Here is a 14,284-nt window from a genome sequence, read left to right on the forward strand (position 1 = left end):
TGCATCCTTTATAATAAATACTGCATGATTTATTTGCCATATAGGCTATGTTATGACCTCCCCTTTACGCCTTGATTCTAGTGCTCAATCTAACATGACAACTCATTTACCCGAGCGTTTATTACCCAAGCGATTGATCGATTTAGCACATAACAATACCATGGCATTGGCTTGTGTCGCTGACGCTGTCATCACTTTAACTGATGAGGCTCAGCTTGATACTTTTATGGCAAGTCATGCAGAAGGTACAGAGTCTGATTTGCCGTTATTTGTGTTGTCTGGCGGTAGCAACGTATTATTGCCAGCCCAGTTAAAAGCGATTGTTTTGCAGCCGCAGATGCGCGGTATCAATTTAATTACGCAAACTGATGATTATGTCGATATTGAAGTAATGGCAGGCGAAAATTGGCATGACTTGGTGGTGTATACTGTCAGTCAAGGTTGGTACGGACTGGAGAACCTTGCACTGATACCCGGTCTTACTGGTGCAGCACCTGTTCAGAATATCGGCGCTTATGGTGTCCAATTAGAGGACTGTTTAGAGTATGTACGTGCCTACCATCTACCAACCAAGACGTGGCATCACTTAACCACGGCAGACTGTCAGTTTGGCTATCGCGATAGTATATTTAAACGCGCGCCTAATATATGGTTAATTAGCTGCGTGGGCTTTAGATTACATACCGATCCAAACAAAATTCTCGCCAGTTATGGTGATGTACAAACAGTAGCTCAACGCTATGCTAAAGAGAAAGGACGCCAGCAAGTCACTCCTGCCGATGTCATGCAGGCGATTATCAGTATTCGTCAGCAAAAACTGCCCGACCCCAAGCAACTTCCTAATTGTGGCAGTTTTTTCCAAAACCCTATCATTTCTCAAAAACAGTTTACGAGTCTACAAATAACGTATCCTGCTATCGTTGGTTACCCCATGCCTGATGCGATGGTGAAGGTTGCCGCAGGTTGGCTGATTGAGCAAGCGGGTTTGAAAGGTGGCGGTATAGCCCCGATTGTCACGCATCAGCAGCAAGCACTAGTACTGACCAATCACACACCTTATCAAGCCACCCAAGATGATGTGGCAAGTGCCCAACGACATATTGCTGATACTGTCTGTGAAAAATTTGGCGTTCAGTTATCGCGTGAGCCAGTTTGGGTAAATGCCGATGGCTCTATTGGACATGATGAGCATGTGGCGTAAACCGTCAAAATCACAGTCAGGGTCTAAACGACCATTATCTAGGCGACTATGGCAGTACTATTTACGGTCAGCTGAGCGCATGATGAGGGTCTTTCATATCATTAATATTACTTTTTTACTTGGCTCAACGGCTATTATTTTAGTGCTTATTAGCTTATTTACGCCGCTATTTTCTCAAGTTATTGTTTATTTATTTAGCCTCTTGCCTTTACCGCACGTGCCCGCCACAGCAATGCGTTCACCGCCTACCGCTTACGTGGTATTGGGTGGCGGACTCACCAATGATCATAACAATCAAACCATTCTCAATGATTATAGTCTCAATCGCGCCCGTACTGCTGCTAGTGCTTATCACGATCTACCACTGCCCATCGTACTAAGCGGTGCTGAAGCGCCATGGTTAAGTCAATGGCTTATAGAGCATGGTATCGACGGATTAATAAGCGAAAACGCCAGTATGAATACCTGCGAAAATGCGCGTTTCACTGCCAAACGTATTCCACTGCGTCACGTTTATCTCATTACCGATAGCTACCACATGGCGCGTGCACGTAGACAATTTGCGTTAAATGGTATCAATAGCACGCCGCTTGCAGCTCCTTTACCCGTCAGCCGTGACTGGATGAAACCTGCGCAAAACTTAAGTCATTCACGGCGTGCCGTTTATGAAATTGCCGCCTATTTACGTGATGTAATACGCCCGCAAGTAGATTGTCGTTATGCCAAAGACATCACCTCACAACAGTTGTTAACGCCTAGGGGCAATGCAGCGAAGACTCCAGATGAGTAGGATTGAATGTCATCTTGTATAGGTATATTCTACCAGTGCTTGTTACTGGGCTTTTATCGCTGCAAGCCGTTATTGCAGTGGCAATGAGTGTATAATGATAGAAGAAACTGATATTTAAGAGAGTGACCATGCTCAGTATATTTTTATTAATCCCATTAAGTCTCATGCTTTTTGTGGTGGCTATTTGGGCCGTAAGATATGCCGTAAAGTCAAACCAATTTGAAGATTTGGACAATGCGTCACAGCGTATTATATTGGATGATCGTCAAGAGCGTCGACAAAACATACAAGCTCATGAGCACTCCCCGCCCACTCCGCAGGCTGACCACATAGTGGCTACTGACATTGAAACAGTTAGCCAAGCCCGTACAGCTGACAGAGAATCCATCAATGATTCTCATGTAGATAAAAACTCAAAAATCTAGCCTTCATTAGGAGACACCCCTATGACCACAGCCTTACTCGTTGCGGCATTACTGATGGGTTTTTTTGGTTCACCGCATTGTTTGGGCATGTGCGGCGGCCTTGTAACGGCATTTGGCCTATCGATGAAAGACGTCAGTCCAGCCAAACGCCGTGCGCTCGTTGCTACCTATCATCTGGGGCGCTTGACCAGCTATGCGTTATTGGGCTTGGTCGCCGGACTTATTGGCACGACTTTGCTAGCGCCATTAATGCAAGGCAACAGTACGCCACGTATCTTATTGGGCTTGGTGTTAGTATTTGTCGGTGTGACCATGCTTGGCGCTCCATTTTTAAATAAGCTTGAGCGCTTTGGTATGCGTTTTTGGCAATATCTGAGCCCACTTCGTCAAAAAGTATTTCCATTAAATACGTTCCCACGTGCACTCACTGCTGGACTACTTTGGGGATTTTTACCTTGTGGATTGGTCTATGGCGCTTTACTGATCGCAGTGGTCGCTCATAATCCTTTAAATGGTGCGGCGCTCATGTTTGTCTTTGGCTTAGGCACGGTGCCGATGCTGGTTGCCACGCACGAAGCCGTTGGCTGGTTGCGTGATAAGATTGGGCGTTTTCGCTTAAGACAGCTTAATGGCGCTATTATGGTACTGTCTGGTTTAGCGGTTGTCGCCGTACCTATGATGATGTCTGGCATGCACAGTGGACATGGCAGTGGACAAATGGATCATAGCAGCCATTCTGCTATGATGGCAGACGAAGATACCGCTCATGATATGAACCACATGAATCACGACATGACACCAGCTATGGACAATACGATGGATCATAGTATGCACGATATGGGTGATGACACGACCTCTATGTCTCATTCTCAATAACTGTTTATAGACTCTCAGTGTAAATCCTAGATCTTCTCTTCGCAAAAAAGCCCTTAATATCATTTCTGATGTTAAGGGCTTTTATCATTTCTTCAGCTATACACTATAGTCGGTAAAAAATAATGTCGGTAAAAATTAATATCGATACAACACGTACTGCTGGTGCGACTTTAAAGTATTCTAACTATATAGCCGCACTAACGTCGTAGAAATCACTACTCTTGCCACTGCTCAAGCGTGAACTTGGTCTCTAGATGCTTCTCTAATGCGGGTAAGTTAAAGGCATCATCTTCACTAACGAAACTGATGCTAATGCCTGTCTGTCCAGCGCGACCCGTACGACCAATGCGGTGCACATAATCATCTGGCTGTTCAGGCAAAGTATAATTAACCACATGACTGATATCATCGACATGAATGCCGCGACCTGCTACATCTGTCGCCACCAAGATAGACGCATGACCATCCTTAAAACGCTGTAAGTACTTTTCACGTTTTTGTTGAATAACGTCACCTGATAACATTACAATTTTATGGGCTTGACGCAGCTTATGATAAAGACGTTTGACTTGGTCTTTACGATTGGCAAATACGATTACTTTATCCACTGCAGTATCGCTAATAATACGCTGTAGGGCTTCTAGCTTCTGATCTTCTGTCAATAAGTAAAAATGCTGATCGACCAGCTCACTGGTTTTATGCTCAGGCTCAATTTCGACAAACTGCGGCTCATGCAACCAGCGGTAAGCAAGATTCATTACATCTTGGTTAAAAGTGGCCGAAAATAGTAAGCTTTGGCGGTCTGTATTTGATGGCATTCTGCCTACTAAACGCTTGATATCTGGGATAAAACCCATGTCAAGCATGCGGTCAGCTTCATCCAATACCAGCACTTCCACTCGATCTAGATAAACCATGCCTTTATTGGCAAGATCAATCAGCCGACCCGGGGTCGCTACCAAAATATCAACATATTGGCGCTCAAGCTCGTGCTGCTGAGTTTCGTAATTGGTGCCCCCCATAATACAAACGCTATGTAGCGACGTGTATTTGGTCAGGGCAATACAATCCTCAAATATTTGCTGGGCAAGCTCACGAGTGGGTGCCATCACCACCGCACGTGGCTCACCTAAGTAGCGCTCTTCATCATCACCAAAAGGACGTTTAAGTAAGGCTTCCATAATCGTCAATAAAAACGTTGCTGTTTTGCCAGTCCCTGTTTGCGCTTGACCGATAGCGTCTTGATTTGCCAATGTGTGTGGCAATATTTGTGCTTGAATGGGGGTTAATTCTGTAAACCCTAGATCATTGACAGCACGTAAGGTCGGTGCCGAAAGTGGCAAATCAGTGAATGTCTTAAAATTACTCAAAAAAATATCCTTTTAAATAAATCGCTTATTCTTTATCGATTATGACAGAGTATTCGATACACCTTGGTATTGGCTAATCAATAAAGACAATAATATGAAATCTATATAGCTGATAAATATACAAGCATAAAAAAGCCAAACCCGACACCCACTCACCTGCTGGTTTTTACGCAACACAGGTAAGATAAGACGAGCTTGACTCGGTAGTATATCAGTAACGTATACAGACGTTATAGCTAAACCGCTCTAAGACTGGATAGATTACTCTTCTACTTTTCTGACTTCTTCAGCTTGAAGACCTTTATCGCCTTCCACAACGCTGAATTCGACTTTTTCGCCATCCTTCAAAGAACGATAACCATCACCTTGAATTGCGCGAAAATGGACAAAAATATCTTCTCCGCTGTCACGTTGAATGAAACCAAAGCCTTTTGAGTCATTAAACCACTTCACGATACCTTGCTCACGAGCTGACATAATATTACTTCCTAAAAAAGTCCGCTTAGCCCCAAATTCCTTTGCAACATTGCATACAAACGGGATCTAAGATTATGAAATCAAAAACTTAAGAGTGCTATCCTAACGAAGATTACTCATACATGACCTTTATAACAGATTACTGTTATAAGAAAACAGTCACCTTTAAAAACCCAGTTAGGTTTTTGTATATCGGTCTTTTATTGCAATAGTAACAAACTTGCAATAATTATTGCTTAAAAAATATCATAGCATGGGTTTTTAGCAACATAAAGAGTTTTAACATGGTTTTTTACGCTTAGGCTCATTTTTCATGTAATTTTTTTATAACCTTATCATCAAGCTGTTATCATATAGTTGATCTTAAAGAAAAGAGGTACAACCCTGCCTTGCCATCAAGTATATATCACCCCTATTGTTTAATACCTATAGAGATCATTATGACGACTCCTTCTCAGTCCGCATCAGCCGTAAAAACATCTACTCAAATAACTGCTAAGGCACTCACGCGCAAGGTGTTGCTGATTAATGGCGTCAATTTAAATCTACTGGGCAAACGTGAGCCTGAAATCTATGGGCATACAACCCTTATAGACATTGAAAAACGCCTCATTGCACGTGCAGCAATAAACGGTATTGAATTGATCTGTATACAATCAAATCATGAAGGTAAGCTGGTAGATGATATTCAACATTATGGACTATTGGCAGAGTCAGCCGCACAAGTAGATGCTATTATCATCAATCCTGCCGCATTCACCCATACCTCGGTTGCTTTACGTGACGCGCTATTGGCCACCCAAAAACCCTTTATAGAAGTACACTTATCCAATGTTCATGCACGTGAGTCTTTTCGCCATCATTCTTATTTGAGCGATATCGCCGTCGGTGTCATTTGTGGCTTGGGACATATGGGGTATGACATGGCATTGGGCTATTGGCTTGAGAATATTTACGCTATCAAAACGAGTGACTGACAATAGATGGTAAATCTTGACGCTGTAATTTTGAAACGACTGTTCGCTATCGGTTAAAAAATAAAAAAAACTAAATCATATAAAATATGCTTTATCATCAGCACACTAGTTAAACAGCAATCATTTGATTAAGATACTAGAATTACGGCTGAGCAAACAACCCACTATAAGGTGATATGAATGGCAAAATCGTCTGGAAAGCGCTTTATGAAACTAGCTGGCATGACAGCAAGTATTGCCGGTAAAGCTGCCAAAAACTCATTTAAACATCTCTCAAGTGACGAAGAAAAAAGGTTGAAAGCGCGCTCCGAGCTGATGCAAGACGTGGGTATTCAGATAGCCGAAACGCTGGGGGAAATGAAAGGCGCAGTGATGAAAGTGGGGCAAATTGCTTCTCAGTATAAAGATGTGTTTCCGCCTGAAGTGGCAAGCGCGTTAGAAAAGCTACAAAAAGATGCACCGCCCATGCCATACGCGCAGATACGGGCGCAAATCGAACGTGAGCTAAAAGCGCCTGTGACAGAGTTGTTCAAAGAATTTGAAGAAACACCGTTTGCCGCCGCTTCTATTGGTCAAGTGCATAAAGCCGTCTTGCTATCTGGCCAAAAAGTGGTAGTAAAAGTACAGTATCCCGATGTTGATGAAAACTGTGATAGCGACCTTAAACAAGTACGAATGGCTTTGAAAATCGCTGGCGTGCTCAATATGAACAAACAGCTACAAGAGCAATTGTTCAATGAGATTCGTCAAAGCCTGCATGATGAATTGGACTACACTAAAGAAGCGCATAACTTACGAGTGTTCGGTACGTTTCATGCAGAAGACGAAGGGCTTATCATCCCTAAAGTGATTAGCAGCCACTCTTCCAAACGAATTTTAACATTGACTGAAGAGATGGGAGAGACGCTGACCGTCGCTGCGACGTGGGACAATGAGATCAAACAAAAAATAGCAGAGCGTCTGTTTCACTTTACCGCAGGACAACTATTTGGCCTGTACCGTATGCACTGTGACCCCCATCCAGGTAACTTTGCCTTTCGCAAGGATGGCAGCGTAGTCGCTTATGATTTTGGTGGCATTCGCAGTTATAGTGACAGCGAAGTTCAACTGTTTCGGCGCTTTGCAAAACATGCTCTCAAAGGCGATGTGACCGCACTTGAGCAAGATTTGATCGCCCTAGATATTCGCCGTGATGATGATAAAAATATTCCTGGAGAGTTTTATGAAAAATGGATATCAATCGGGCTAAAACCGTTATCCATTGAGCCTTATCAAGACGGTGCTTTTGATTTTGGCAGCAGTCAGGTACATCACGAAGCCATTGCACAAATGCGTGTCTCTTTAAAATATTTTGGTCAATTTCAACCTTCTGCCACGACCATGATGCTAGATCGCACCATATCAGGACAGTATTGGAATTTGGTCAATCTGGGCGTTAAGATTGACTTGTCCCCACTCGTTGACGAGTACATTGAAGTATAAGAAGTATAAAAAATAGATGCTTGTGCCGACGAATAGCCATTAATAGCTGCTAGATGTGTAAAGCGTGCCCGCAGCGATCACAAAACTCCGCCCCTAACGCATGCCCGAACTTACCACAGTTTGGGCAAGTGACTGGATTGAGCTGTGGACGCATATTACGTGTTAACTCTGAGGTAAAAATACCCGTTGGCACAGCAATAACGGCATAACCTGTAATCATAACCATCGTTGCAATGGCCTGACCCAATGGCGTTTTTGGCGAAATATCGCCATACCCTACGGTGGTCAAGGTCACAACCGCCCAATATATAGAGATCGGAATACTGGTAAAACCATTTTCTGGCCCCTCTACCACATAGACGATTGAGCCGTAAATAGTCACTAAGAGAACCAGCGATAAGAAAAACACCGTTATCTTTTGCTGACTGGTTTTAAGGGCAGACGCCAAAAAACCCGCTTGTTGCATGTAACCTTTGAGTTTAAGGACTCGAAACACACGCAAAATCCGTAGAACACGTATCACAATGAGATATTGAACACCGCCAAATATGAGACTCAAGTAACTGGGCAATATGGATAGTAAATCTACAACGCCAAAAAAACTAAAAATATAGCGAATACGATTGGGTGCCGAAAACAGCCTTAAAACATACTCGATAGTAAATAAAATGGTAAAAAACCATTCTGCATAAAAAAATATCGTTCCATATTGCAAACGCACATACAATACACTATCTAGCATGACCACGCCTACGCTGGTCAAAATCGCGATCAGCAATACAATATCAAAAAGCTTACCCGAGCGGGTATCTGTACCTTCGATAATGATATGAATGCGGTTACGCAAGTGTGTGATGGCTTCAGCGCTTGTTTGCTTCATAGAATCCGTAACTTCATAAAATGAATGGCTTGATAGCATTCAATGACTTAAAATGCGATGAATGAGGCCAAATTGGTTAAAACACACAAAACTGGTTTATAATATTGCTCACTTACTACAGCGAACACAATCTATAATCTGCCACAGTGTAGCAAAAAAGCACTCTCAACAACATAAAAATCGTTAACGTATAGATAGCTCTATTACCTTGAGCAGACAGAGTAATTATATTATAAAAATACATGATCGCGCACTGAAGGTTGTTGTTAACGATTTTTTAAGCATAACAAATAGTACGCAAAAATTAAGGATATTATATGGCAGGCCATTCAAAATGGGCAAATATCAAACACCGCAAAGCCCGTCAGGATGCGGTAAAAGGTAAAATATTTACCAAAATTATTCGTGAAATTGTTTCTGCTGCCAAGCAAGGCGACCCAGATCCTGACAAGAACCCACGTCTTCGAGCCGTCATCGAAAAAGCATTGTCAGTCAATATGACTCGAGACACGATTAATCGTGCGGTCGATCGTGGAACGGGTGGCGGTGATACTGAAAATATGGATGAGATTAGCTACGAAGGCTATGGTATCGGCGGCGTCGCCGTACTGGTCGAAACCATGACCGACAATGTCAATCGCACCGTCAGCGAAGTACGCCACGCTTTTACTAAGAATGAGGGTAATCTTGGCACCTCAGGCTCGGTTGCTTACTTATTCAATAAGCGCGGTGAAATCACCTTCAATGATGTTAGCCTAGAAGATGACGTTATGCTTGTTGCATTAGATGCAGGCGCGCTTGATATCGAAAACGATGAGGAAACATTACTTGTCATCACTGAATGGGAAAATTTCGGTCATGTCAAAGACGCCCTCAACGCTGCTGGCCTTGTTTCTGACAATGCCGAAGTAACGATGTCACCATCAACCATTGCTGAAATCAATGATGTCGACGATGCACAACAAATCATGAAAATGATCGATATGCTAGAAGACATAGATGATGTGCAAGAAGTTTATAGCAATGTAAACTTTACAGATGAGGTGATGGCTCAGCTTGAGCAATGATTTTCATCGTTTATTCGCGACAAAAAAGACCAAGCGTTTTTAACGTTTGGTCTTTTTTATGCGTCTATTATAGTCAATTCAGAATAACAGTGGTACATACGTTCATTCTATTCTACTGGTATAAATTTTCTTCGCTTGCTGTGCCTACGCCGACAGAGGCTTCATAAAATTCACACCAGTAGAACTGTAACCTTTTTAAAGTGAATTAACTATAACGCTGTACATTTAATCTAGTATATCCTACAGGTTCTTTACACTAAGTTCTGTACTGTGCCCCTTCAAGCGCTAATAAATATTCTTTCTTATCCAGACCACCTGTATAGCCACCAAGCTTACCATCACTAGCAATAACTCGATGACAAGGGACGATAATGCTAAAAGGATTCTTACCATTAGCATTTGCAACCGCGCGAAAGCCTTTAGGATTATCCACATTTCGTGCCAGCGTTGCATAACTGATGGTTTGACCATGCTTGATGTCTTGCAATGCCTGCCATACTTGTTGCTGAAACGGCGTACCCAAAGACAGATCTAAGGCTAAGTCAAACGCTTGACGATCACCTTTAAAATACTCGTCCAACTGTTCTATAGCCTCTATTAATAGAGCCTGAGCCGGTTCATTTTTGCTTAAATTTTCTTTACTTATGAACGTAAAGCTCTTATCAACAAGATGATAGTGTTTTTTAAGTTTGGAAATAGATTTTGAGCTATGCCAAGAGTTACCTGCCAGCAGCCAGTTGACCTCAACCAGCTTAGGACTGCTATGTTGATTGATGCTCGCAATTAACGTTAACTGGTTCGATCCAAAAGCTGCGGTGGTGACTATCATGACTTTTTCCTTTTAAATCGTTAGATTTTTAAGACTTACTCATCGACTAAAACCAACTATCGAGCGATATCGCTACTCTTTATCATCCGTCTCAAACAATGCGGCGACAAACTGCTTCGGACTAAAGGCACGCAAGTCATCAATCGATTCGCCCACACCAATATAACGAATAGGTACGTCCGTTGTTTCGGCAATATTGAAGACCACGCCGCCTTTAGCAGTACCATCTAACTTAGTGATGGTAATACCTGTCAATGGTACGACTTTGTTGAACAACTCTACTTGATTAATGGCATTTTGACCCGTGCCAGCATCGAGGACGATCATCCCTTCGTGCGGTGCGCTTGGATCGGCTTTACGCATGACACGCACTACTTTTTCTAGCTCTGCCATTAAATGCGTTTTGTTTTGCAAACGCCCAGCGGTATCTGCTATCAGCACATCGATGTTTTTTGCTTTGGCAGATTGCATGGCATCGAAAATCACAGAAGCACTATCAGAACCATGACCTTGTGCCACGACTGGAATATTATTGCGCTCACCCCAAATCTGTAGCTGCTCCGTGGCAGCCGCGCGAAAAGTATCACCTGCTGCCAACATGACTGATCTACCCTCACCTTGTAAGCGCTTCGCAAGCTTACCGATGGTCGTCGTTTTACCAACCCCATTGACGCCCACCACTAGGATGACAAAGGGTTTTTTGCTGGTATCAATCACGAGTGGTGCAACTTTTGGCGTTAAAATATCAACCAGCTCACTTTGTAGTGCTTTATATAGTGAATGGGCATAAATCAAATCACCACGTGCTGTCTGTTCAGTTAGACTCTTGATAATACGGTTGGTGGCAGTGACACCAATATCAGCGACCAGCAACTGATCTTCAACTTCCTCCAGCAGCTCATCATCAATCTCTTTGCCACCGATAAGGATACTAACCATACCTTCAGCCAGATTTTTACGTGACTTACTCAGCCCCGTTTTCATACGGTTGAACCAGCTGCCTTTTTTCTGAGTCTCTTGAGACTCTTGTGATTGCATGACTGACTCATGATGATTTAAATTTTGTGTACTACTGCTGGTTGGACTGACGCTTGGCCTATCCCCTAATTGCTCTTGCAACGGCATAGGAGGAACGGCAGTGACTGTATTGGAATGAGTACTTGTATCGGCACTTTTACCGCTCGAAGCGCTTTCAGATGAATTTTCAGAGACACTTTGCTTTTCTATTACTTGAATGGGCATACCCAAAGCGATATTGTCTGAGGCATCCGTAATTAAGGCATCTTGATTAACTGTGTTGCTCTTTTGCGGCTCTGCCATTTTTTTATCAGTAGGCAGGTTTGTGTCATGGATTGCGCCAACATTTTCAGTCTCATCGATGATGGGCACAGATTGCGCTGTCAGACTGGGTAAGGTAATATCATCATCATCCAAGTCATCAAGATCGCCATCCAGATTGATGACCACACGATTGCTGTTATTTGGGTTATTCATAAGCTTGCCCTAAAAGTTATCACGATCAGTTATTTGTTTATTTTGAATAAATCTATATATCATCATATTTGAGCATCGGAATGACTGACGATTTTTAGCCTAGTTTAGCATAATTCGAGTCTTGCTTAGCCCTTAGCAAAGCAGAGTAGCGTCAAAATTTATAAGTTTGAAAGTCGATATAATGATTTGAGAAAGTTTCGCTTAAGATTTGGACACAAAAATCTGACCTTCTACATATCAAACTTCGCCTACTCTACCAAGTTCTACTTGCCAATCTATTATTTGTTCGATAACCGTATTTTGGATTATCTGATAACTACCTTTTTAGGAACACCCTATGTCAACGCTCGCCAATGATTGTAAAAAACACGATAAAAAAACAGTCGCTATGAGTGCGGCTCTACTACTAACGGTTCTATCCGTGACTGGGTGCAGCACCACGCCAGAGTTTAAGCCCACTGCCAGTGTGATGGTTGGGGCGCAGACATCTTTATAAAGCCCAATTAAACCTTTATAAATCTGATATTGCTATTGTTCAAACAGATACAGTCACTCATCCATTTATAATACCACTCTCAAAAATCAGAGTAGCAAGGAAAACAAGTACCAGCACTACGTATTGTAGGCTAAACGAGTTTGACGCCGCTAATCGTATTTTTTGGGTCTGGTAATAAGTTGTCATTTTATATAAGTAGAACCTACTATGTCATCGTCATTACCACTACCGATTATCTCACTGCGTATTGCTTGTGCGCTTGCCATGGCAACTACTCTTGTCGCCTGCCAAACCACTACGATAGATTCCAAGCCTGCAGCTACTCAAAATGCCTTAAGCCACAGTAAAATAGACCAAGATCAAACGACCAAAGAAACTCAGTCATCATCCGCATTAACAATGGATATGTCAGGTCGACACGAATATCAGTTAGAAAATGGTCTAAAAATAGTGGTAAAAGAAGACCACCGCGCCCCAGTGGTTATGACACAGATTTGGTATCGAGTTGGCTCTACCGATGAGCCCACTGATAAAGGAGGTATTTCTCATTTGCTTGAACATATGATGTTTAAGGGGACTACTGACGTTTCAAGCGCTGACTATGAGCGCTTGATTGCCAAATTTGGCGGGGTCAACAATGCTTTTACCAGCTACGACTACACCGGTTATTACGAGCTGTTCCCAGCCAATCGCCTACCGTTAGCATTAGAGCTTGAAGCAGATCGCATGAAAAACCTAACCTTCGATGATAAAGAGTTTGCTAAAGAGCATCAAGTCGTTATGGAAGAGCGTCGTCAACGTACCGACGACAATCCCCTTGCCAAAGCTTACGAATCCTTTCGCTTGCTTGCCCTGCCCGATAGTCCTAAAGGCGAATCGGTTATCGGCCCCATGAATGAGCTTGAATCTATTACCCTTCCAGACTTAAAAGACTGGTACGAGACTTGGTATGCACCCAACAATGCCACTTTGGTCATCGTGGGTGATGTCGAGCCAACAGAGGTATTGGCGCAAGTCAAACGTTACTTTGGTGAACTGTCGCCAAGTGACTTGCCCAAACGTCCTGCGGTCAGTCAAAAAGGTTTCCGTGGTTATCAGAAAGTGGACTCTGAACAAGCGGTGCAAGTCCCTGTGTTATTAATGGGCTATAACGTACCTAGCCTTGTGACAGCAGGTACAGCGGGTGAAAAACAGGCCTATGCACTCTCGCTGGCTCAAGATGTATTAGATGGCGGATTGTCTGCACGCTTAGAGAGTCGATTGATACGTGAGCAAGGTCTACTGACCACAGTAGGTACTTCTTATGACTTGTTAGATCGTGGCGATGGTCTGTTTTTGATTCAGGCGACGCCGCGTGAAGGCGTGAGTTTAGAGCAGGCACAGCAAGCGATCATCACTGAGATAGAAAAGCTTAAAACCGATCCGATTGCGCTAGATGAAATCAGTCGTGCCAAAACCAATACCGTAACGGGTCTCGTCTATGCGCAAGACAGCATGGAAGGTCAAGCGCGCATGATTGGCTCACTACAGTCTATTGGTCTTGATGACAGGCTACTTGCCGAGCTGCCAGCCAAACTCGATGGCGTGACGATCGCTGATATACAAGCTGCTAGCAAACAGTATCTGGTAAAAGACAATTTGACAGTAATGCATATCGTACCGCACAAAAATCAAGCTGATAAAAAGAAATAATGAGGCGATGTTATAGTCGATTCTAAATAAAACAGATACTTTATACCCCAACGCTGAACTGGTATAAATTTTTCTGGCTTGCTGTGCCTTCGCAGCTCGATGCTGCAAAAAATTATACCAGTCCCGCTGACTCGTTTCTATATAGTAGGTTAAACAGGTCTGACATACCATTCGTATTTTTGGGTTTGATATTACTTACTCATCAAAAGCGCCAATCATAAAGACATC

The 14,284-nt window shown here is 43.0% G+C and carries 14 protein-coding genes; 9 read left to right on the forward strand and 5 right to left on the reverse strand.

The genetic code is table 11. The features are described from left to right. Positions 1-94: 94 nt before the first annotated feature. The 4 genes from murB (at position 95) to JMY02_RS00385 (ending at position 3,292) form a co-directional block, all read left to right on the forward strand. The gene (murB, locus tag JMY02_RS00370) at positions 95-1,201 is read left to right on the forward strand and encodes a UDP-N-acetylmuramate dehydrogenase (RefSeq protein ID WP_227678362.1); all 1,107 of its coding nucleotides are present in this window, start codon (positions 95-97) and stop codon (positions 1,199-1,201) included. A 79-nt stretch (positions 1,202-1,280) separates the two neighbouring features. After that, positions 1,281-1,991, forward strand: a complete 711-nt coding sequence (locus JMY02_RS00375) for a YdcF family protein (RefSeq protein ID WP_227678344.1) — start codon at positions 1,281-1,283, stop codon at positions 1,989-1,991. A 128-nt stretch (positions 1,992-2,119) separates the two neighbouring features. Then, positions 2,120-2,416, forward strand: coding sequence for a cbb3-type cytochrome oxidase assembly protein CcoS (gene ccoS / locus JMY02_RS13600; protein WP_227678345.1), 297 nt, complete (start codon positions 2,120-2,122; stop codon positions 2,414-2,416). Positions 2,417-2,437: 21 nt separating this feature from the next. Next, positions 2,438-3,292 (forward strand): sulfite exporter TauE/SafE family protein, encoded by an 855-nt coding sequence (locus JMY02_RS00385; RefSeq protein ID WP_201594067.1) that lies wholly within the window; start codon positions 2,438-2,440, stop codon positions 3,290-3,292. A 215-nt stretch (positions 3,293-3,507) separates the two neighbouring features. Here JMY02_RS00385 and JMY02_RS00390 read toward each other — a convergent pair whose 3' ends face one another. Continuing rightward, complete coding sequence (locus JMY02_RS00390; protein ID WP_201594070.1) at positions 3,508-4,662, reverse strand: DEAD/DEAH box helicase; 1,155 nt, start codon at positions 4,660-4,662, stop codon at positions 3,508-3,510. 261 nt (positions 4,663-4,923) lie between these two features. Further along, complete coding sequence (locus JMY02_RS00395; RefSeq protein WP_011513806.1) at positions 4,924-5,139, reverse strand: cold-shock protein; 216 nt, start codon at positions 5,137-5,139, stop codon at positions 4,924-4,926. 440 nt (positions 5,140-5,579) lie between these two features. Between JMY02_RS00395 and aroQ the strand changes: the two genes are divergently transcribed. Together aroQ and JMY02_RS00405 are read left to right on the forward strand one after the other, a co-directional pair. Next, positions 5,580-6,116 carry a type II 3-dehydroquinate dehydratase gene (aroQ, locus tag JMY02_RS00400; protein ID WP_201594072.1) on the forward strand — a complete coding sequence of 179 codons (537 nt, stop codon included), beginning with the start codon at positions 5,580-5,582 and terminating at the stop codon, positions 6,114-6,116. Between the two features lie 180 nt (positions 6,117-6,296). After that, the gene (locus JMY02_RS00405; protein WP_201594075.1) at positions 6,297-7,598 is read left to right on the forward strand and encodes an ABC1 kinase family protein; all 1,302 of its coding nucleotides are present in this window, start codon (positions 6,297-6,299) and stop codon (positions 7,596-7,598) included. 49 nt (positions 7,599-7,647) lie between these two features. Here the strand turns inward: JMY02_RS00405 and JMY02_RS00410 are convergent, their stop codons facing one another. Continuing rightward, positions 7,648-8,478: an ion transporter gene (locus tag JMY02_RS00410; RefSeq protein ID WP_201594077.1), complete on the reverse strand. Its 831-nt coding sequence runs from the start codon at positions 8,476-8,478 to the stop codon at positions 7,648-7,650. Between the two features lie 317 nt (positions 8,479-8,795). Here JMY02_RS00410 and JMY02_RS00415 point away from each other — a divergent pair, with 317 nt between their 5' ends. Further along, a complete protein-coding gene (locus tag JMY02_RS00415; RefSeq protein ID WP_201594079.1) occupies positions 8,796-9,545 on the forward strand; it encodes a YebC/PmpR family DNA-binding transcriptional regulator in 750 nt (249 codons plus the stop codon). Between the two features lie 256 nt (positions 9,546-9,801). Here the strand turns inward: JMY02_RS00415 and JMY02_RS00420 are convergent, their stop codons facing one another. Both JMY02_RS00420 and ftsY read right to left on the reverse strand, forming a co-directional pair. Next, positions 9,802-10,374 carry a methylated-DNA--[protein]-cysteine S-methyltransferase gene (locus JMY02_RS00420; protein WP_201594081.1) on the reverse strand — a complete coding sequence of 191 codons (573 nt, stop codon included), beginning with the start codon at positions 10,372-10,374 and terminating at the stop codon, positions 9,802-9,804. 72 nt (positions 10,375-10,446) lie between these two features. Next, positions 10,447-11,499 (reverse strand): signal recognition particle-docking protein FtsY, encoded by a 1,053-nt coding sequence (ftsY, locus tag JMY02_RS00425; protein ID WP_406947702.1) that lies wholly within the window; start codon positions 11,497-11,499, stop codon positions 10,447-10,449. A gap of 706 nt (positions 11,500-12,205) precedes the next feature. Here ftsY and JMY02_RS00430 point away from each other — a divergent pair. Next, positions 12,206-12,364, forward strand: coding sequence for a hypothetical protein (locus tag JMY02_RS00430; RefSeq protein WP_201594083.1), 159 nt, complete (start codon positions 12,206-12,208; stop codon positions 12,362-12,364). Positions 12,365-12,571: 207 nt separating this feature from the next. Then, on the forward strand, positions 12,572-14,056 hold the full coding sequence (locus tag JMY02_RS00435; RefSeq protein ID WP_201594085.1) for a M16 family metallopeptidase: 1,485 nt from the start codon (positions 12,572-12,574) through the stop codon (positions 14,054-14,056). Positions 14,057-14,284 lie beyond the last annotated feature (228 nt).

This window comes from Psychrobacter vallis (assembly GCF_904846715.1).
GTDB classification, from domain to species: domain Bacteria; phylum Pseudomonadota; class Gammaproteobacteria; order Pseudomonadales; family Moraxellaceae; genus Psychrobacter; species Psychrobacter vallis.